This is a genomic window from Streptomyces sp. NPDC012794, from assembly GCF_042901085.1.
Classification (GTDB): Bacteria; Actinomycetota; Actinomycetes; order Streptomycetales; family Streptomycetaceae; genus Streptomyces.
This window is the reverse complement of the sequence record NZ_JBIBCI010000012.1, coordinates 78,663-97,679: the sequence shown is the minus strand read 5'-3', so window position 1 is coordinate 97,679 and position 19,017 is coordinate 78,663. Positions and strand designations below refer to the sequence as shown.

Annotated in this window: 17 protein-coding genes and 1 pseudogene; 7 read left to right on the top strand and 11 right to left on the bottom strand. The window is 71.5% G+C overall.

Translation table 11 applies throughout. The annotated features are described in order from the left end of the window. Positions 1-141: 141 nt before the first annotated feature. On the bottom strand, positions 142-315 hold the full coding sequence (locus ACFY7H_RS22415) for a CsbD family protein (RefSeq protein WP_388940509.1): 174 nt from the start codon (positions 313-315) through the stop codon (positions 142-144). 170 nt (positions 316-485) lie between these two features. Here ACFY7H_RS22415 and ACFY7H_RS22410 point away from each other — a divergent pair, with 170 nt between their 5' ends. Then, complete coding sequence (locus ACFY7H_RS22410) at positions 486-647, top strand: hydrophobic protein (protein WP_388940730.1); 162 nt, start codon at positions 486-488, stop codon at positions 645-647. Between the two features lie 81 nt (positions 648-728). Next, positions 729-1,115, top strand: coding sequence for a PRC-barrel domain-containing protein (locus ACFY7H_RS22405; RefSeq protein ID WP_388940507.1), 387 nt, complete (start codon positions 729-731; stop codon positions 1,113-1,115). 126 nt (positions 1,116-1,241) lie between these two features. Here the strand turns inward: ACFY7H_RS22405 and glgX are convergent, their stop codons facing one another. The 6 genes and pseudogenes from glgX to ACFY7H_RS22375 form a co-directional block, all read right to left on the bottom strand. Beyond that, positions 1,242-3,380, bottom strand: a complete 2,139-nt coding sequence (glgX, locus tag ACFY7H_RS22400) for a glycogen debranching protein GlgX (protein ID WP_388940505.1) — start codon at positions 3,378-3,380, stop codon at positions 1,242-1,244. A gap of 170 nt (positions 3,381-3,550) precedes the next feature. Further along, complete coding sequence (locus ACFY7H_RS22395; RefSeq protein ID WP_388940503.1) at positions 3,551-3,697, bottom strand: hypothetical protein; 147 nt, start codon at positions 3,695-3,697, stop codon at positions 3,551-3,553. A gap of 127 nt (positions 3,698-3,824) precedes the next feature. After that, a complete protein-coding gene (locus ACFY7H_RS22390; RefSeq protein WP_388940501.1) occupies positions 3,825-4,349 on the bottom strand; it encodes an NUDIX hydrolase in 525 nt (174 codons plus the stop codon). Positions 4,350-4,509: 160 nt separating this feature from the next. Beyond that, positions 4,510-5,082 (bottom strand): class I SAM-dependent methyltransferase, encoded by a 573-nt coding sequence (locus tag ACFY7H_RS22385; RefSeq protein WP_388940499.1) that lies wholly within the window; start codon positions 5,080-5,082, stop codon positions 4,510-4,512. Between the two features lie 519 nt (positions 5,083-5,601). After that, positions 5,602-5,952 (bottom strand): annotated as a pseudogene (locus ACFY7H_RS22380) (AMP-binding protein); the annotation flags it as partial. A 680-nt stretch (positions 5,953-6,632) separates the two neighbouring features. Then, complete coding sequence (locus ACFY7H_RS22375) at positions 6,633-6,989, bottom strand: hypothetical protein (RefSeq protein ID WP_388940497.1); 357 nt, start codon at positions 6,987-6,989, stop codon at positions 6,633-6,635. Positions 6,990-7,578: 589 nt separating this feature from the next. On the opposite strand from ACFY7H_RS22375, the gene ACFY7H_RS22370 reads away from it, so the two are divergent. Further along, positions 7,579-7,704, top strand: coding sequence for a hypothetical protein (locus ACFY7H_RS22370; RefSeq protein WP_388940495.1), 126 nt, complete (start codon positions 7,579-7,581; stop codon positions 7,702-7,704). 337 nt (positions 7,705-8,041) lie between these two features. Here ACFY7H_RS22370 and ACFY7H_RS22365 read toward each other — a convergent pair whose 3' ends face one another. Next, positions 8,042-8,512, bottom strand: a complete 471-nt coding sequence (locus ACFY7H_RS22365) for a hypothetical protein (protein ID WP_388940493.1) — start codon at positions 8,510-8,512, stop codon at positions 8,042-8,044. After that, positions 8,509-9,087 (bottom strand): matrixin family metalloprotease, encoded by a 579-nt coding sequence (locus ACFY7H_RS22360; protein ID WP_388940491.1) that lies wholly within the window; start codon positions 9,085-9,087, stop codon positions 8,509-8,511. The genes ACFY7H_RS22365 and ACFY7H_RS22360 overlap by 4 nt, the downstream gene beginning before the upstream one ends. A 1,151-nt stretch (positions 9,088-10,238) precedes the next feature. Here ACFY7H_RS22360 and ACFY7H_RS22355 point away from each other — a divergent pair. The 4 genes from ACFY7H_RS22355 to ACFY7H_RS22340 all read left to right on the top strand — a co-directional run bounded on the left by ACFY7H_RS22355 (position 10,239) and on the right by ACFY7H_RS22340 (position 17,169). Beyond that, complete coding sequence (locus tag ACFY7H_RS22355) at positions 10,239-11,459, top strand: alpha/beta hydrolase family protein (protein ID WP_388940489.1); 1,221 nt, start codon at positions 10,239-10,241, stop codon at positions 11,457-11,459. A 285-nt stretch (positions 11,460-11,744) separates the two neighbouring features. Then, positions 11,745-13,793: an NAD-dependent DNA ligase LigA gene (ligA, locus tag ACFY7H_RS22350; RefSeq protein ID WP_388940727.1), complete on the top strand. Its 2,049-nt coding sequence runs from the start codon at positions 11,745-11,747 to the stop codon at positions 13,791-13,793. Between the two features lie 268 nt (positions 13,794-14,061). Next, entirely contained in the window at positions 14,062-15,096 is a 1,035-nt protein-coding gene (locus ACFY7H_RS22345; RefSeq protein WP_388940488.1) for a PQQ-binding-like beta-propeller repeat protein, read from the top strand. Between the two features lie 417 nt (positions 15,097-15,513). Further along, complete coding sequence (locus ACFY7H_RS22340; protein WP_388940486.1) at positions 15,514-17,169, top strand: phospholipase D family protein; 1,656 nt, start codon at positions 15,514-15,516, stop codon at positions 17,167-17,169. A 374-nt stretch (positions 17,170-17,543) separates the two neighbouring features. Here the strand turns inward: ACFY7H_RS22340 and ACFY7H_RS22335 are convergent, their stop codons facing one another. Then, positions 17,544-18,062 (bottom strand): hypothetical protein, encoded by a 519-nt coding sequence (locus tag ACFY7H_RS22335; RefSeq protein WP_388940483.1) that lies wholly within the window; start codon positions 18,060-18,062, stop codon positions 17,544-17,546. Between the two features lie 360 nt (positions 18,063-18,422). Continuing rightward, positions 18,423-18,668: a hypothetical protein gene (locus ACFY7H_RS22330; RefSeq protein WP_388940481.1), complete on the bottom strand. Its 246-nt coding sequence runs from the start codon at positions 18,666-18,668 to the stop codon at positions 18,423-18,425. Positions 18,669-19,017 lie beyond the last annotated feature (349 nt).

Here is a 19,017-nt window from a genome sequence, read left to right as displayed (position 1 = left end):
GCGTGGGCCCTGCCCCCCCGGGGGGCCGGCGCGGGGGGGGGCCGCCCCCCCCGGGCCCGGGGGCCCCCCCCCCCGGGGGGCCGGGGGGGGGGGCCCCCCCCCGGGGGGGGGGCCCGGCCCCCGACTCGTGCCCTCTGCGCGTCAGTGCTTGAAGGCGTCCTTGGCCTTCTCCTTGGCCTCGCGGGCATCGCCCTTGGCCTGTTCCGCGCGGCCTTCGGCGGTCATCCGCTCATTGCCCGTCAAACGGCCGGCGGTCTCCTTGAGCTTGCCCTTGGCCTGCTCGGCCTTGGCTTCGCTCTTCTGCTCACCCGACACAGCTGATCACTCCCTGTGTGCTAGTCGAAAGCCTTACCCAGCCGCTTATGGACGCTCCGGCGGATTTCAAACAGGCGCCCCACACTTCAGGTCCGCTGATCTGCGAAGTCGCACGACGGGTGTGTGAGTTCGACAATGCCGGGCATGCGGTGCTGCGGAGGTTGATAACAATGGTTCCCCTGCTTCTCGTCCTTCTTCTGGCTCTCATCCTTTTCGGCGCGGGTTTCGCCCTGAAGGCACTGTGGTGGATCGCCGTCATCGTATTGGTGATATGGCTGATCGGATTCGTCGCCCGTCCGAAGGGCAGCAGTGGCCGCTGGTACCGCTGGTAGCGATACCGAAAAGAGCCTTGCGGGCGAATGCTCGTACGGCGCACGAAAGAGTCGCGGCTGAGGCCGCTTCGTCTCTGAGATATGAGGAGTTGTTTTCGCGTGACTGAGCATGTGTGGGCTTACCAGTCGACCGCAGGACACCTGGCGGGTACCGATCTGACCGGATACAAGGTCGAGGCGACGGACGGTGCCATCGGCAAGGTCGACAAGCACTCCGACGAGGTCGGTGACGCCTACCTGGTCGTGGACACGGGCGTGTGGATCTTCGGCAAGGAAGTTCTGCTGCCGGCGGGCACCGTGACCCGGATCGACCCGGACGAGCGGAAGATCTTCGTCGAACGGACCAAGGAACAGATCAAGAACGCGCCGGAGTTCCACCGCGACAAGCACCTCGGTGACGCGGGCTACCGCGAGGAACTGGGAACGTACTACGGCACCGGCGCTCCCTTCGGCGGCCGCCCCGCCTGACGCCCCCGTGGCGGAAGGGGCGAAAACGGAGTGCCAAGGCCGGCCGGGCAGCAGCCCGGCCGGCCTTGCCGTGCGCGCCCCGCCTGCCGCTGGCCCTGCGCTGGACGCGCCCGCACGCACCCCGCGTCAGATCTCCTCCGGCGCCGCGTCCTCCCGGGCACTGCGCAGAACCACGGTGCTGTACGACTCCAGCCGCAGAACGCTGCCCGCCTTCAGCTCCCGCTCGTCCGGGGCGTCCGTGCTCGCGGTGTCCACCAGCAGCGCCCAGCGGACCGCGAACCGGTCGCCGGGAAGGCGGAAGTCGACGGCCCTGTCCGAGCTGTTGAACATCAGCAGGAAGGAGTCGTCGGTGACCCGGTTCCCGTAGGGGTCCGGTTCGGTGATCGCCTCACCGTTCAGGAACACGGTCAGCGCGCGGGCCCGCGGCGCCGTCCAGTCCTCGTCCTGCATCGGCGTGGCATCGGGACGCAGCCACTCGACGTCCGCGGGCGGGCGGCCCGTGTGTCCGACCGCCCGCCCCGAGAAGAAGCGCCTGCGCCGCAGCACGGGGTGCCGGCGGCGGAGCCGGATGAGACCAGAGGTGAAGTCGAGGAGCCGACGCCCGCGTTCGTCGAGGTCCCAGTCGATCCAGGTGGTCGGATTGTCCTGGCAGTACGCGTTGTTGTTGCCGCCCTGGGTACGGCCCAGCTCGTCCCCGTGGCTGATCATCGGAATGCCCTGGGAGAGGATCAGCGTGGTCATCAGGTTGCGCTGCTGCCTCTCCCGCAGCGCCAGCACCCCGGGGTCGTCGGTCTCTCCCTCCACCCCGCAGTTCCAGGACCGGTTGTGGTCCTCGCCGTCCCGGCCGTCCTCGCCGTTCTCCTCGTTGTGCTTGTGGTCGTACGACACCAGGTCGCGCAGGGTGAACCCGTCGTGGGCCGTGACGAAGTTGACGCTGGCGAGGGGACGGCGCCGGTCGTGTTCGTACAGGTCGGCGGAGCCGGTGATGCGCGAGGCGAACTCGCCGAGGGTGCCGTCGGCGCCGCGCCAGTAGTCCCGGACGGTGTCCCGGTAGCGTCCGTTCCACTCCGACCACAGGGGTGGGAAGTTGCCGACCTGGTAGCCGCCTTCGCCCAGGTCCCAGGGCTCGGCGATGAGCTTCACGCGACGGCTGATCACCGGGTCCTGCTGGATGACGTCGAAGAAGGCGGAGAGCCGGTCGACCTCGTGGAACTGGCGGGCGAGGGTGGCGGCCAGGTCGAAACGGAAGCCGTCGACGTGCATCTCCTGGACCCAGTAGCGCAGGGAGTCCATGATCAGCTGCAGTACGTTGGGGTGGCGCATCAGCAGGCTGTTGCCGGTGCCCGTGGTGTCGTAGTACCGGGAGCGGTCCTCCTCGGCCAGGCGGTAGTAGGCGGCGTTGTCGATCCCCTTGAACGCCAGCACGGGCCCGTTGTGGTTTCCCTCGGCGGTGTGGTTGTAGACGACGTCGAGGATCACCTCGATGCCCGCCGCGTGCAGCGCCTTCACCATCCGCTTGAATTCGGTGACCTGCGCGCCGCGGCCCCCGGTGGCCGCGTAGGCGTTGTGCGGGGCGAAGAAGCCGATGGTGTTGTAACCCCAGTAGTTCGACAATCCCTTTTCCGCCAGGTGGCCGTCCTGGACGAACTGGTGCACCGGCATCAGTTCCAGCGCGGTCACCCCGAGGCCGGTGAGGTGCTCGAGGAAGGCGGGGTGGGCGATGCCCGCGTAGGTGCCACGCAGCTCCTCGGGCAGGGCGGGATGGGTGCGCGTGAGACCGCGCACGTGGCCCTCGTAGATGACGCTGTCCGCGTACGTGTGACCGGGCGGCTTGTCGTCGCCCCAGTCGAAGCCGGGGTCGGTGACCACCGACAGCATGGTGTGGCCCGCGCTGTCCAGCTCGTTGGGCTCGGCGCCGTCCGCGAAGCGGTGGCCGTAGAGCGACTCGTGGTGGTCGAGCCGGCCGTCGATCGCGGTCGCGTACGGGTCCAGCAGCAGCTTGGCCGGGTTGCAGCGGTGCCCGCCGGCCGGGTCGAAGGGGCCGCTGACGCGGTAGCCGTACCGCTGGCCGGGACCCACGTCGGGGAGGTAGATGTGCCAGGCGGACCGGTCGATCTCGGTCATCGGTACGCGGGTCTCGCGCCCGGCGTCGTCGAGCAGGACCAGCTCCACGCCTGTGGCGACCTCGGAGAACAGTGCGAAGTTGGTTCCGGAGCCGTCGTACGTCGCTCCCAGGGGGTACGGTTTGCCCGTCCATGTACGCATGCGGTCACGCTACTGTCGGCGCGGCCCGGGCGCCCGCCGGTGCCTGGCCCGGGGGGCCGGTACGGCGCCGGGCCGCCGGACGGTCCGCCCCCAGCGCGGTCGGCGCGGTACCGGCCCCCGGGCCGTCGCGAGGGGGACACGACCGCCCGGGCCCGGCCGAGGGCGGCGGGTCAGCGGCCGCCCCGAAGGCGCCTGAACATCCCGCGGGCCTGCTCCCGCTTGCGCGGGTCGGAAGCAGCGCGCCGCACCGAGGCGATCGTCCGCTGCCCCTGCGGGCTGCGGCTGAACCGCTTGATCTTCGCGAACAGTCCGGACATGAACCCTCCCGATGTAGCCTCCTGATGCCACGTCGTGTGCCCCGCACCCCGCCCCCGAAACGGCGGGCCGCACCCAGCGCACCCACCCGGCAGCATCCGCTGATGTGCGGGAGAGCCCGCCGCCCCGTCACAGCCACCGGTAGCTGGAGTCGTCCAGGGCGGGAAGCATGGCCGATCCGGCGTCGACGCACGCGTCGGACGACGCGAGACCAGCGATGGGCACGGGCGGGAAGAGGGCGAGGTCACCCGTCTGGTCGAACGGTACCCAGACGACCTCCCCTCGGCCGACCGAGTCATCGTCCTCGAACGCCTTCAGCCTCGGACGGACTCCCGGCCGGAGACGGACCCGGTAGACGATGTGGAGCTTGCGAGGCGGTGTGGAGCCGGGCCGGCTCACCATGGCATCCAGGAGCCACATGAAGCGCGGTGGTTCCGCGAGGTCCTCCGCAACCACACCGAGCTCCTCCTGAAGCTCACGCCGCAAAGCGCCGGGCAGCGGCTCGGCGGGTTCCACGTTGCCGCCCGGCAGGGCGTGGTGGACCACCCCTTGGCCGTTCGTCCGCTGGATCAGCGCCACATCCCGACCGTCCAGGACCAGGCCCGCGACACGGATCTTGATCTGGTGAAACGCGGCAGCGTCATCGTTGGTCATCTGCCATCCCTTCCAAAGGCTGCGGCACGCTCCTTGGCAAGGAGCCCGACCACGCAGCGACCGGTGGATCTTCCACCCGCGTCAGCCTCCCCGTATGACGGAGGTGAAAGCGGCGTGAGTGCTCACCGGGACGTTTTCCGACTCTCAGCGGGGCTGGCGATCAGGGACGCAGGGCGTAGCAGCGCAGCACGTCTATGTCGGCGACCCGAACGGAGGACCATCCGGCGGTGAGCGCCTCCGCCTCGCCGGCGGTGATGGCGAGGTCCTTGAGAGGATCACCCTCTTCACGGCGGCCGGCGACCTCGGCGACCACCCAGAAGACACCGCCGGGCGCGAGGACGCGTCGTACGCGGTCGAGGAAGGCGGGCTTGTCCTCCACCCACCGGTAGACCAGCCGGCAGGTCACGGCCGAGTAGGCGGGCTCCGGCAGTTCACCGAGGTCGTCGGCGGTGAAGTCCATCAGCCGCCAGACCGGGCCCGGGCCCGATTCGGAGCGCCGGGCGGCGGCGAGGGCGCTGGGAGCGCAGTCGATGCCGGTGACGCGGTAGCCGAGCCGGTGGTGGAGGAAACGGGCGAGCCCACCGTCCCCGCACCCGATGTCGAGCGCGCCCCGCCCACGCCCGGAGCCGAGCGCATGCTGGAGCAAGTCGGCTTCGCGCCCCTCCAAGGGCCGGTAGCCGCGCCCATCGGCCCACAGGGGCTCCCAGTAGGCGGCGGATGCGGTACGGGTCACTGGTCTCCTAGGCAGAGGCGGCTCAGGCTGCGCGTGCAACCCGATCGTTCCGTTCCCCGCGGATCGCGCGCAAGTGCGCCGGGCACCCGGGCGGGACCGCAGCTCCGCTGCCACTGCGAACGCCGAGCCCATGGAGAACCCGCCGCCCACCGAGGCCGTCGACGGCACATCCCTCACCTCCGCGGTGCTCGGCTCCTGGAGGGGCTGGGGGAGGGGCCGCCTGGAAAGCCGACGCGGCTGACGATCGTCGCCTGGCGGGAGGTCTGATGAGACGGCGCCTGGCCGGGACAGGCGCCTCTTTGGTGATGGTTGCACGTCTTCGCCTGGAATGCCGGTATCCACAGAAGAACTTCAGAACGGCGTGCTGTCATCTAACGTTGCAGCTCACGAAGCCTGCTCCCCGCACCCGCGGGGATGTGAGGGTCCGGCTGTCGGCGAGGGCGTCCACCGCCCGCGCGGGCATTACGACGGCCTTGGGCACGTCCTGGGTGCCGCTGGTGTGATCGAACCAGGCGGCGGTCAGGAAGACGCCAGCAGGCAGGCCTGGTGGGCGTCGTCGTCCCAGCGGGCCTGCCCTGCGAAGGCGGCGAGGTTCGCGTGGGTCACGACCACGCGCTTGGGGTGCCCGGTGGATCCGGAGGTGTAGAAGACGCACATCGGGTGGCCCGCGGTGACGACGGCCGGTGCGGTACCGGCATCGGATCCGCGGGGACGGCCGACGCGGTCCACGCTGTCGGCCGGCTCGGCAGGGGCGGACACGTCGAGGACCGCCACGCCGTCACCGGCCAGGACCGTGGTCCCGGGCGTGACCAGAGTGAGCACGCAGCCGGCGTCGTCACGCGGGCCGGCCAGGCGCGGAGGCGGCAGGGACCGGCCGAGGACGACCTACGCACCGCCCGCCCGCAGTACGGCCAGCAGCGCGACGACCAGTTCCGCCGACCGCGGCACGCAGACACCGACCCTGGAGCCGGCGGCTACGCGGCGGCGCGCAGCCGCAAGGCCAAGAGGCGGGCCCTGTCGTCCAGTTCCGTAGGCCATGCGGAACCCGTCACCGAACCACGGGTACGGCCTCCGGCGTGGCGGCCGCGTGCGCGGCGACCCGCTCGTGCACGAACACCAGGGGACCGGGCACGTCCGGACTGGTCAGCGCGGAGTCCGGTTCTGACGACCCGGACGCACCCAAGATCTACCTGAGAGTATGGAGACCCTTGTGGATCACCCCGAGCACCGAATGCGCCGACGCAACAACGAGCGCCGCCCACGAGAATGAATCTGACGCCAAACAGATGCCGCCGGGGGCCGCCCCGCACCCGAGCAATGCCCGTTCTCTCCACCTACCGCCCGGGGACGCATCCGTACGGTGTCCACCAGCGGCTACCCGCTCGTCGATGCTCCACCGGCCCGGCCGCCGTCACGACGCAGGGAAGAGGAGCCGCGCGCGGATCGAGGCACCGCCACTCACTCCGATGGCCGGGGTGCTGTGGGTGGCTGGTTTGAGGCCTGGGGCGGTTGGCCGCCCCGGGCCTCGCCGGGTTCGCACGCTGGTGCCGCTAAGCGGGCTTGACCTCGAAGCGCACGGACCGGACCAGGAGGTCGTCGCGCGCCGGGCTGCCGTGCGCGCGCAGCTTCCACTCCGGGCCCTCGCAGTTGGCGCCGGCGTAGACGACCACCGCCGAGTCCGTGTCGTTGTGCGGGCCGTAGCCGGGCTGCTCGTCGTCGTCGCTGACGGCGTGGAGGTTGATGCACTTGCCGCTGTGCGGGTCGTGCAGGGTGACGTGCTGCTCCTGCCCGTATCCGTCGACGTACTTGTAGTGGAAGTAGCCTTCGGCCGCGAGGGCCGAACCGGGCAGCGACAGGACCAGGGCGAAGGCCGCCAGGGCAGCGGCGGCGGTGGTGCGGAGCTTCATGGGGGAGGGGGCCCCTTTCCGGGAAGGCGGGTCGGGCATTGCGGGCACGACCCTAGGGGGGCATCGACAGGTGAATCGATCCTCCTTGATCCCGCGGCGTGGCGGCTCCATGCCGCCGGACCCTTCCGGCCACGGCGTACAGCCGGACGGCCGGGCCCCACCCCGTCCACCGAGCCGCTCGACGGGACGCCCCGCGGCGCCGTCGGACGGCGGACGAGGACCTCGCCTTTGCCGGTCGCAACCCACGCGGGCCCCCGTGGCTCGCCGCCCTCACCCACACCGGACACGACGTCGTGACGTCCCTGCCCACCCCGCCGGTCACCTTCACCGGCCGTCCGCTGAACGACCGGGCCGACCCGACCGGCGACAACGAGCCCGCCCTCCACGGGCTGCGCCGTGCGTCGGCATCACCACCGAGACCGGCGTGGTCACCGACATCGGGTACGCCGACCCCGACCGCGGGCCGGGGACCGCGCTGCGCACGGCTCAGGACGCCGACACCATTCGCTGCCGTCCCGTCTGCCGGAACCCGGACGAAAGAGCCGCCTCGGCCCTCGCCCCTCGGTTCGGCACGTAGGTCGTCAGCCGCGTGACCGAGACCGACCCCCTCCCGGGCACCGTCCGCGAGACCCAGGCCTTCAGCTCGGACGGCGGCGAGCTGGTTTTCGCGGACAAGACCTGGCGCACGGACAAGACCCGGCGGACCACCTGGTAGTCGGTCGCGTTCGACCCCGTCCACGCCATGCGGTTCACGGCGCTGGACCGGACCGACGGTCTGTCCGCCACGCACACCACTACCTCGCCGAGACCGTCGAGGTCGAGGTCGCCTGCGCCACGACCCCGAGCGTGATGCACACCCTCGTCCGCGATCGCCCGCACGTGGCATTCCTGCACCGCCTCGTAACTACGGGAGAGTTGGGGAGCCTGGGGGCCGGTATCGAGGGCCGTCGTAGTCTTGGCCCAGCCGAATCGGATTCCGTTCATCCAGTCCCCACGGGCCTGTGGGGATCAGGTTCTACGGCCGTCAGGTCCAGGCGGAGTCCGAGGGCGGCCTATCGGGCGGGCTCCAAGGCGGCAGTCCAGGTGGCGATGTCCGCCTCGCGGGCCGGGCGCGGGTCGGCGTCGTAGAGCTGGGCCACCCCTTCGTCGGGACGGGTGGCGGGATTGGTGGCCCACATGTAGGTCTGGCCCACGACGTACTTGTGCTCGGTCTCGTCGCTCTGGCTGACCAGCATCTCCCCGGATGCGGTGCCCTTGAGGACACGCTCGACGCGGACGCGGTAGGCGTCGGAGGGCAGGCCCTCGACGGTCCGTCGGCCGAGGTCTTCCAAGACCGTGCCGGTGAAGACCGCGGTGGCCTCGGGCGCCACCAGGTTCGGGTCGGTGGTGTCGAAGGCGTGGACGGCCTCGCTGTGCGTGGTGTGCGCGGTGCGGTACTGGTCCCAGCCGAGCCAGGCCCCGCCGGCCAGGACGGCGGCGGCACCAGCCGAGACGACAACGACGAGCAGCTTCTTCACGGTCATCCCCACAACTGGTGGTAGGCGGTTCGGTCGGTGCTGGTGATCTCGTTGATGCCGGCGCGCGCGGCCTCGGCGTTGTCGATCCACATGATGGAGGCGACTCGCGTGCTCTTGTGGCAGAAGCCGAGGGCGTGGCCGAGTTCGTGGGTGGCGACACGGCGCCGGTGCGTGGTCGTCCCGCGCGCGGCTCCGTCGTCCAGGTAGAAGCGGTTCATGGTGACGCTGTCGGTGCCGGGAAGCCCGGTCCAGCGGGCGAGGACGTTCTTCCAGTCGCCTCCGCTGGACCGGGTGTCGTTCCACTCCAGGTCGGCGACTTCGGAGGCGGTGTCCGGGTGGAAGGTGACCCGCTTGAGGTTGCCGCTGGTCCACTGGCGGACCGCATACGCGCGGGCGTCGTCAAAGACCGTGTCCTCCTCCCAGGCGATCACGCCCTGGTCGACGGACGATCTCCCCCGGGAGTCCTGCCCGGAAGGCACGCAGGTCTGCGGCGCCTGCCCGAGGGCCGGGGCGGGGTGCGGAAGTGACAGCAGGACGGTCGCGGCGGCCGCCGCCGCGAACCGGGTGAGGGAGAACGCCACCCGGCCAAGCTACCGCGCGTCACCGAAGAACCACAAAGTGTCATTTCGCGGTCGACCCGCGCCCTCTACCCGCCGCAGCAGGCGACCGCCGCCTCGGTCGAGCCGAGACCGGTCGGCACCCGAAATACCCTTTCGGGATGGAGCGCTGTGTTGAGGACCGGCCGTGGGCTGCGACGGCTCCCGTCCCGCCCCTGCGGTACGGCTGCACCGTCCGTCACCGTCATGGTGTGCTCTGGCATGCCTGGTAGAGGCGAAGAGGTCCGGCGCGGCGGTCGAGGGGCCGGGCCGTCCCGAGAACGGGGGCGGCCCGAGTCGCGCCCGGCGCTGCCGGGACGGACCGGTTGCCGCGGCCGAGGGAGTGGGGCGCTGTGCCGTCTGGAGACACTGCCGGCGGATGAAGTGGGCCGAATGGGGGGGCTGGTATGCGGCGGGTGTTCCGGCGGTTCGCAAGGGGCCTGGAGGAGATGCGGGCTCTGGACGTGTACGCGATCGCGTTCCTGGCGGGCGGGGCCCGGCGGTGGCGGACAGCGCGATCGTCGCGCTGAACAGACGCGGCCTGCTCGTGGTGCACGCCTCGCAAGTGCGTACGGTGGCCGGGGAGCTGCCCGGGCATGCGGTCGGGCGTGCTGTGTTCGCGTTCTGCGATGCCTGGAGGCGGCCGGGCGCGACCCGCGCGTGCCGGAGCCACCGGGCTCCTGGACGGGACGGTGCGACGCCCGGCCGGCGCGGGCAGGCGGTTCCACCCCCTCGAGGCCCGACACGGGGGCGCGGAGGCCAGAGCCCGGCGTCGGGGCGCAGGTGTCCACGCCTGGACGCCGACTCCGGTCCTGGCACGGGTACGGGCACGTGCGGCAGCGGCAGTTGCGGGGGCGGAGGAGGCGGCGAGTGAGGTTCAGGACCAGTCCACAACGGGTCGGATGGCTCGAACCGAATGCCCCGCCCAGGGCCGCTTCCGGCCCCAGCCGGTGCTGCCGCATTTGTTGTGGTGCGGCCGCTGGCCTGGGCCTGGGAGGGCGGCACCGCGGACCGCATCAACCCTGGGATTTAAACCTGTGGGCCGATGCCGTACGGGAGGGGCATGTGACAGGGTTCGGTTGTGCCCATGGCCCGTCCGTGACGGCACGATTGACGATCCGTGACACGGAGGTCCCATGACCGTCTCGCCCTTCACCGCCCACAGGAGCCCGACACGCCGCCGCGTGCTGGGAGCCGCGCTGGCCGCCGGGGCCGCCGTACCCCTCGCCGCCATCGCAAGCCCCGCGTGGGCCGACCCGGACAGGCCCGGCCCGGCCGCGGAGCGGCTCACGCTGCCCGCGCCCACCGGCCCGCACCCGGTCGGCACGGTCCCACTGCACCTCGTCGACCGGTCACGCCCGGACGACATAGCGGGCCCCGGGCGCTTCAGGGAGCTGATGGCCACCGTCTGGTACCCCGCCCGGGCCGTCGAGGACTACCCGGTGGCGCCCTGGATGCCGGCCGGCGCCCTTCAGGCGTTCCTGACCAACGCCGGGTTAAGCGGTCTGATCCCCCTGGCACCGCTCACTGCCGGCCGCGTGGGCGCTCCGGTGCGGCGGTCGGGCCGACGGCTGCCCGTCGTCATCTTCTCGCACGGCGCGCACAGCCACCAGGGCGACCACACCGTCATGGTGCAGGAGTTCGCCAGCCACGGATACGCGGCCGTGACGATAGCCCACCAGTACGACACATACACCGAATTCCCCGACGGCCGGGTCGCCGTCCCGCTCTACGACCGGAAAGCACCGACGCTGCCCGGGGACTTCGCGGCCGACCTGCGCTTCGTCCTCGACTGCGTCGAGCAGCTTGCCGCCGGGTGCAATCCGGACGTCGACCAGCGCGACCTGCCGGCTGGGCTGCTCGGCTCCCTCGACCCGCGGCGCATAGGCGCGTTCGGCTGGTCGAAGGGCGGAACGGCCACCGCCTGCGCCGCGCTCGCGGACGACCGCATCCGGGCCGGTCTGAGCCTCGACGGTCCGATGCAGATGAACCCGCCGCTCTCCGGTGACCTGGACCGGCCGTTCATGATGATGTCCGCCGAGTTCACCCGGGCCACGGATCCCGCGGCCGCCGCGTTCTGGTCGCATCTGCGGGGCTGGCGGCTGGACATCCAGGCCCAGGGCGCCTCGCATATCTCGTACGGCGACAACGAGGCGCTGTTCCCCCAGGTGGCGAAGCTGTTCGGATGGAGCGGGCAGCAGCTCCAGGACGTGATCGGCACCCTCGACCCCGACCAGGCGGTGAAGATCCAGCAGGCGTACCCGCTCGCGTTCTTCGACGAACACCTGCGCCACCGCCGGGGACACCTGCTCGACGGACCGTCCCCGGCCTTCCCCGCCGTGACGTTCCTCCCCTGAGACCCCGGGACCTCGGGACCCCGGGACCCCGGGACCCCGAGACCCAGGGACCCCGAGACCCCGGGACCCTCCGGAGCCCCAGTGGGCATGGCGCCGAGGCCCGTCACGGCCGCCTGGGGGAGCAGCCGACTGGGCCGAGTCCTACCTACCCCAACCGCCTCGGGCTTCAGCGCACCGTGGAACGACTCGTCTTCGAGCGGGGAGAGCGTGGCGACGCCACGACTGGTCACACGCCCTTGCCACGAGGCAGGCCGGGCGGAGCCGTTGTCAGTGCCGGGCAGCATGATGACCTTCATGACCGAAAACAGTGCCCTGCTCTCCCCTGCCGCCTACACGGAGGCCGTCACCACCGCCGTGGCGGCGTCGGCCGCGTACTACGGCGACGGGACCACCCCGCTCGGCGACGACGAGTACGACGGCCTCCTGCGCGCCATCGCGGCCTACGAGGAGGCCCACCCGGACGAGGTGCTCGCCGAGTCGCCGACCGGCAAGGTGGCGGGCGGGGCCGTGCAGGGGGACGTGCCGCACTCGGTGCCGATGCTCTCCCTCGACAACGTCTTCGACGCCGACGAGCTCGCCGAATGGGCCGCCGGACTGGAACGGCGTCTCGGGCACCCGGTGGCCGGGTGGTGCGTGGAGCCCAAGCTCGACGGCCTCGCCGTGGCCGCCCGTTACCGGGGCGGCCGGCTCGTCCAGGTCCTCACCCGCGGTGACGGACTGGCCGGCGAGGACATCACCCACGCCGCCGACGCCGTCCTCGGTCTGCCGCCCGTGCTCACCGAACCGGTCGACGTCGAACTGCGCGGTGAGGTCCTGCTGACGACCGCCCAGTTCGCGGAGGCCAACCGGACCCGGCTCGCCCACGAGGCCACGCCCTTCGCGCACCCGCGCAGCGGAGCGGCCGGCACCCTGCGGGCCAAGGACCGCCCCTACCGGATCGAGCTGACCTTCTTCGCCTACAGCGCGATCGGCCTGGGCGACCTCGGCCACCTCGCCCTGCTCGAGACACTTGCCGCGCTCGGGGCTAACACGGCCGCCAGCACGGCCGCCGCCCCGATGCGCTGCGAGACCGTGCAGCAGGTGCAGGAACGTATCGACATGATCGCCGGCCTGCGCGCAGAGCTGCCGTTCGGGATCGACGGTGTCGTCGTCAAGGCCGACACGGCCGAGGACCAGCGGCAGGCGGGCAACGGCTCGCGCGCCCCCAGATGGGCGGTGGCCAGGAAACTGGCGGCCGAGCACAAGGTGACGCGTCTGCTGGCGGTGGAGTGGAACGTCGGCCGGACCGGGATCATCGCCCCGCGTGCCGTTCTGGAACCCGTGGTCATCGACGGGGTGACGGTCACCTACGCCACGCTTCACAACCCGTCCGACATCACCCGCCGCGGGCTCATGATCGGCGACCAGGTGTTCGTGTACCGGGCCGGGGACGTGATCCCCCGGGTCGAGGCCCCTCTGGCCGACCAGCGCACCGGTGCCGAGAGCCCGATCGTCTTCCCCGAGGCGTGCCCCCGCTGCGGCGACGCGGTCGACACCTCCGAGCAGAGGTGGCGGTGCGTGCGCGGCAGGAGCTGCCAGGCCGTGGCCTCGGTGATCTACGCGGCCGGACGCGACCAGCTCGACATCGAAGGCCTCGGCGGCACGCGGGCGGTCCAGCTGGTGGAGGCCGGCCTGGTCAAGGACATCGCCGACCTCTTCACGCTGAACCGTGAGCAGCTCCTCGGCCTGGAGCGGATGGGCGAGACCAGCGCCACCAACCTCCTGGCCGCGATCGAGACCGCCCGCGGGGCCGCACTGAGCCGCGTGTTCTGCGCCCTCGGAGTCCGCGGGACCGGGCGTACGATGTCCCGCCGGATCGCCGCGCACTTCGGCTCGATGGCAGCGATCCGGGCCGCCGACGCGGAGACGCTGGCCGGAGTGGACGGCATCGGCACGGAGAAGGCCCGCGTCATCGCGGCCGAACTCGCCGAACTCGCCCCGCTCCTCGACAAGCTCCAGGCCCAGCGGGTCGGCACGCAGGTCACCGAACCGCAGCACGAGCCCGCGCCCGGGGCGAACGACGCCCACAGCCCGGTGGGCGGTCCGCTGGCCGGGGAGGCGGTCGTGGTGACCGGCTCCATGACCGGCCCCCTCGCGGCGTTGTCCCGGAACGAGATGAACGAGCTGGTCGAACGGGCCGGCGGAAGGGCGTCGTCGTCGGTGTCCAAGCGCACCACCCTCCTGGTGGCGGGCGAGAAGGCCGGCTCCAAGCGCACCAAGGCCGAGGAGCTGGGAATCCGCGTCCTCGACCCCGAGGAATTCGCCGCTCTCGTCGCTGAGCTCCTTCCCGCCTGACCGTCGCTGTCCGCTTGGGGGAGGGGCCGTACAGCGGCGCCCTGAAGGGCCGGGGTTTCCTTGAGTGTGATCAAGGTGATGGCCGAGGCACCGGTGCCGTCCCCCGTCGCGTGCGGCTCGGGCCGGCACTCCTCCGGGTGACTGACGTACAGATCCGCTGACGGCCGGTCACTCACGGCAGTACACCGGGTGCACGAGAGATCATCACACCCATCCGGAGGTCCACGTGTACGTTCAGCGTTCCGCTGTCCGGCGAACCATCGCGGCGGTGGCCATCGCGGCAGGGCTGGCGCTGCTGGCACCAGCGCCGGTCACAGCCGCCCCGCACCCGCCGAAGCCGCACCGGCAGGTCTACGCCTACGTCACCAGCCTCGACGGCCACGTGTACGTGATCGACACGAGGAGCAACCGCGTCCTGGAGATCGGGACCACCGCGGTCGGCGGCGGCCCCGAGAAGGTGGTGGTCACCCCTGACGGCGCCCGTCTCTACGTGACCAACGCCTTCAAGTACGTGTCGGCGGTCAACATCGCCAAGAAGAGCGTCACGAACATCCCCTACGACAAGAGCGAGCTCTCTCCCGACATCCTCTACGGAGAAGCGATCGCCCCCGACGGCAAGCACGCCTACGTGGCCGTCCAGAATCCCTTCCACGGGGACAAGGTGTCGGTGATCGACACCGCCACCAACGAGGCCTCCGCCAGCATCAAGGTCAACAGGCCCGACCAGGTGGTGATCAATCCCAAGGGCAAGCGCCTCTACGTGTCCGACAGCAAGGGCGGCCTGTCCGTGATCGACACCGTCGACAACCAGGTCATCGCCACCATGCGCCTCAACGAACCGGCCAACGGCATGGCGGTCACCCCCGACGGCAAGCGCCTCTACGTGACCGGGGACAGCGGCACCCTCTCGGTGGTCAACCTCACGAAGCGGAAGATCGTCCGCACCATCCCCGATGCCGGCACGGGCGGGCTGGCGATCAGCCCCAACGGCAACCGCGCTTACGTGGTCGGCGTCAACACCAAGATCAGGCAGGGCAAGGTGTCCGTGATCAACCTGAACACCGGCAAAATCACCAAGACCGTCCCCATCGGCGACATCCCGCCGAGCACCGGGTCGGGCAGGTACTTCCTCCCCGCGGAAGTGGCCCTCACCCCCGACGGAAAGAGCGCCTACGTGGTCGGCTCCTACGGCCACTTGACGCCCCAGGGAACAGTGTTCGCGATCAACACCGAGAACGACGCGGTGACCCCCATCACCGTCGGCGCCGGCGACACCATGGGGGTAGCCGTCGGCCGGCTGTGACGACGTCACGAGCGCTGGTGGTGCCCGGCAGGCTGGCGCTCGGCTGCCCGGTGACGGTCCCGCGCGCGTTGGCGGCACTGCGGAGGTTGACGGCACGCCACCTCCCTCGCCGTCTCCTCCGGCTACGAGGGCGCGCCCACGGCCGGGCGTCCGTCCCGGCTTCGGGGCGTTGGGTGGAGTACTGCGGCTTGCTGACGGAGCGGGAGGCCGTCCCTACAGCGGGAGTCCGTCCCTGCCCCGAGCACACGCGATCTTCGCGGCCCAGGGCTCCTCGGCCCACGCCCTTCGCTGTGACAGGCGTCCCCCGATCCCGTAGGGCAGGGGTCCGACGAGCGGCTCGCACCCGCGGGGCCCTCCCGGCGTCCACGGATGATCACAGAGGCGGCGGGTAGGCGCCTCGGAGGAGGGATGGTTTCCATGGAGCGAAGTGACTGGCTGCTGACACCGGGTGAGCGGGGCAACCCCGCCACCCGCCTCGACCATCGCCGCCCCGACGGAAACGCCTGGTCGGTGGGGAACGAGGCCCGCCCGGTGGTGCACGGCGCCGCATACTTCGCTGAGCTGCTCGAACGGATCGACGCCCAGCGGGCGGGGGACCTGCTGCTGTTCACCGACTGGCGGGGCGACCCCGGCGAACGCCTCGCCCCGCACGACCGGCCCCGCGGTGCCAGGTCCGACGAGGACCGCCGCGGCACGGAGATCGGGACGGTCCTCGGCCGCGCCGCCGAACGCGGAGTGATCGTCAAAGGGCTGGTCTGGCGTTCCCACCTCGACCGACTGCAGTTCAGCGAGCGCGAGAACAGGCACCTCGGCGAGGAGATCGAGGCCGCCGGCGGCGAGTGCCTCCTCGACATGCGGGTCCGCCCCGGCGGCTCGCACCACCAGAAGATGCTGGTACTCCGCCACCCCGGCCGCCCCGCACACGACATCGCGTACATCGGCGGCATCGACCTGTGCCACAACCGCAACGACGATGCCGCTCATGGCGGTGACCCTCAGTCCATCCCGATGGCCAAGGCCTACGGACCGCACCCGCCCTGGCACGACTTGCAGCTGGCCCTGCGCGGCCCGGTCGTCGGCGACGTGGAGGCCGTCTTCCGCGAGCGCTGGGAGGACCCCGCCCCGCTCTCCCGCAGCCCGCTCACCCGCCTGCGGGAGCTCTGGCACCACGAGGACACGCACGCCGACAGCCTTCCCCCGCAGCTGCCCGACCCGGCCCCCTGCGGACCGCACACCGTCCAGGTCCTGCGCACGTACCCGAACCGGCTGCTGCGCGGCTACGCGTTCGCCCCGGACGGCGAGCGGAGCATCGCCCGGGGCTACCTCAAGGCCCTGCGGCGGGTCCGTTCCCTCATCTACCTGGAGGATCAGTACCTGTGGTCCCCCCGGGTGATCGACTCCTTCGCGCGGGCCTTGCGCGACAACCCCCGGCTGCGGCTGATCGCCGTGATCCCGTCCGTACCCGAACAGGACGGCCGGCTGAGCCTGCCCATGAACCTCATCGGACGCATCACCGCCCTGAACGCCCTGCGCGCGGCGGGCGGCCCGCGGGTCGCGGTCTACGGGCTGGAGAATCACGCGGGAACACCCGTCTACGTACACGCCAAGGTGTGCGTCCTCGACGACGTCTGGGCGTCGATCGGGTCCGACAACATCAACCTCCGCTCCTGGACGCACGATTCGGAGCTCAGCTGCGTGGTACTCGACGACACGGAGGACGGCCGCCCGCCTCGCGACCCGGGCGGCCTGGGCGACGGGGCCCGACGGTTCGCCCGCGAGCTGCGCCTGGAACTCTCCCGGGAACACCTCGACCTCGATCCCGCGGACAGCCCGACCGCGGACGACGCGCTGTGCGACGCGGAGACCGCCTTCGAGGCCTTCGCCTCGTCGGCCGCCGCTCTCGACGACTGGCACGCGGGCGGCCGCCGGGGTCCCCGCCCGCCGGGCCGCCTTCGCCGCTACCGCCCACCAGACCTCTCGCTCCCGATGCGCGTCCTCGCCACGCCCCTCCACCACGCGCTGGTGGACCCGGACGGCCGCCCTTTCCGTCTCCGCCGCCGCAATGCCTTCTAGGCCCGGCCCCGACACCTCCCAGCGCCACTGGACCAGCCTTCCCGGCAGTCCACGCCTGCCTCCGGGCAAGCCGGCCATGGGAACCCGGGGAGGCACCAGCGCGGCCGCCCACTACGTCACCCCAGCCAAGCACGGCTCGCCCAACCCCTCGCCGCCCGAACTTTCAGGGCGCACACCTCCTCGTACGCCTCCTCCGCCCCAGCCGGGATCGCCCTGGGCTTCAACTCCGAGGCCCCGACGAGGCGGACCAGAGTCGGTCCTCGCTGCTGGCGGGCCTGGCTACTGCGCCCCCCGCCGCCTACCTCGGCGGCGGGGGCGCACAGTGGGGTGGGGTTCCGCTTCCGCGCCCGCTCCGCCTGCGAGGCGGGCAGGTTCTAGCCGGCCGGCTGCAAGGCCCAGTGGTGCGGTTCGATGGGGGCCGGCCTCACCACGAGCCGGGCGACCACGCCGGGATCGTCGACGAGCCTTCCCCATGAGGGGGACCGGTCGCCGGGGGTGTGCTCGATGTCGGCCCACACCGTGCTGCCGGGCCCGGCGGAACCGTAGAAGACGGTCCACTCGGCGTACCTGTCGCACTTGTCGCTGATCCCCACCTTGTGGTCGTCCGTCAACCTCAGGCAGCCGCGGGGGGCCGAGTTCGGCACGGAGACGGTCATCGTTCCGTTGGGCTGTTGCTGTACCTGCCAGTTCGGCGAGGTGTGGGTGCTGTCCGTGCAGTCGCCCAGTGACACCGTGCCGACAGGTCCGTGCAGCTTGGGCCAGACCAGGCACTTGCCGTCCGTGAGCGCTGCGAACCGGTAGACCCCGTCGATGAGCGGGGCGGCATGGGCGGGCTGCGCGAGCGCCGCGGTGGCCGCGACGGCGGCCATGAGGGCGATGACTCGTGAACGCATGGGACGGGACTCCTCGAACAGCCGTGGTCGAACCGATCGCACGGCACAGGCACGGTCGGCATACAACCCGCCGGGGACGGCGGCGCACTGATCCTGGAACACCGGTCCGCCCGGTAGCAGCCGGCGGTGGCCCCGGTCACTCGCCTGGCTGAGTCACGTCACCCGACGGCATGGCGGCTCGGGCTGCGGCCCTGTGCGGTGCCGGCGCGGTGTCCACCCGTATCGGCGCCCGAACCTGGGCCGGCGTGGACCGTCGAAGAGCTCGCCGCCCACGAACGCTCACTGCGGGGAAAAGTGTCGTGGCGGCACTCTGCGCGCAGGTGCCGCCCGGCCTGCCAATTCAAGCAGCCGTCCGCCTCCTCACCGCTGACACTGCAGAGCGTCGGCACCCGCGGTGATGACTTCGGCGAGCCGGTTGGCGACAGCTGCGTTGCATCCTCCGAGCCGGACGAATCCGTGGCCGGCCACCGGTCCGTCGTTGTACAGGGACGGGAGGGTCATCCCGGCGAGAGCGAGCGCCGCCTGGAGGTTGGCGACGGCGTCTTCGCCGGCCTGGTAGGCGGCGTCCTGACGCCGCCTGTACTGGACCCGCTCGGCGTAGGTCATTTCGCACACGATGCTTCGTGCCTTTCGTCGTAGGCGTGGGCGGTTGGAGTAAGGGCGGGAGCGCGTCGTGGTTTCGCTCCGCTCGGGCCATCGAGGTGCGGCCCGCGCGCCGGGACGTCGCCCCGGGGCACACCGGTCCCCTGGGCGGAGCCGCTCACTAGGCGCGCAACGGGCACCCTCGCCGCAGTTGCCGAAGGGGTACCGCCAATGCCGAACGGGCGTGACGCACGAGCGCCGCGGCAGCCGGATGCCCGGGGTTCGAGGTACGACATGGGCCACAGCCGTTGAACGGGTCCCGGCCTGGGCAAACTGTCGGGCAGAGTCTGTGTACGGCCCGTGACCATCGGTT

What these genes read in the sequence shown, in the direction of transcription:
- ACFY7H_RS22410 (WP_388940730.1), top strand. Translation starts at nt 486, where the DNA reads ATGGTTCCCCTGCTTCTCGTCCTTCTTCTGGCTCTCATCCTTTTCGGC.
- ACFY7H_RS22405 (WP_388940507.1), top strand. Translation starts at nt 729, where the DNA reads ATGAGGAGTTGTTTTCGCGTGACTGAGCATGTGTGGGCTTACCAGTCG.
- glgX (WP_388940505.1), bottom strand. Translation starts at nt 3,380, where the DNA reads ATGCGTACATGGACGGGCAAACCGTACCCCCTGGGAGCGACGTACGAC.
- ACFY7H_RS22395 (WP_388940503.1), bottom strand. Translation starts at nt 3,697, where the DNA reads ATGTCCGGACTGTTCGCGAAGATCAAGCGGTTCAGCCGCAGCCCGCAG.
- ACFY7H_RS22390 (WP_388940501.1), bottom strand. Translation starts at nt 4,349, where the DNA reads ATGACCAACGATGACGCTGCCGCGTTTCACCAGATCAAGATCCGTGTC.
- ACFY7H_RS22375 (WP_388940497.1), bottom strand. Translation starts at nt 6,989, where the DNA reads ATGAAGCTCCGCACCACCGCCGCCGCTGCCCTGGCGGCCTTCGCCCTG.
- ACFY7H_RS22365 (WP_388940493.1), bottom strand. Translation starts at nt 8,512, where the DNA reads ATGACCGTGAAGAAGCTGCTCGTCGTTGTCGTCTCGGCTGGTGCCGCC.
- ACFY7H_RS22355 (WP_388940489.1), top strand. Translation starts at nt 10,239, where the DNA reads ATGACCGTCTCGCCCTTCACCGCCCACAGGAGCCCGACACGCCGCCGC.
- ligA (WP_388940727.1), top strand. Translation starts at nt 11,745, where the DNA reads ATGACCTTCATGACCGAAAACAGTGCCCTGCTCTCCCCTGCCGCCTAC.
- ACFY7H_RS22340 (WP_388940486.1), top strand. Translation starts at nt 15,514, where the DNA reads ATGGAGCGAAGTGACTGGCTGCTGACACCGGGTGAGCGGGGCAACCCC.
- ACFY7H_RS22335 (WP_388940483.1), bottom strand. Translation starts at nt 18,062, where the DNA reads ATGCGTTCACGAGTCATCGCCCTCATGGCCGCCGTCGCGGCCACCGCG.
- ACFY7H_RS22330 (WP_388940481.1), bottom strand. Translation starts at nt 18,668, where the DNA reads ATGACCTACGCCGAGCGGGTCCAGTACAGGCGGCGTCAGGACGCCGCC.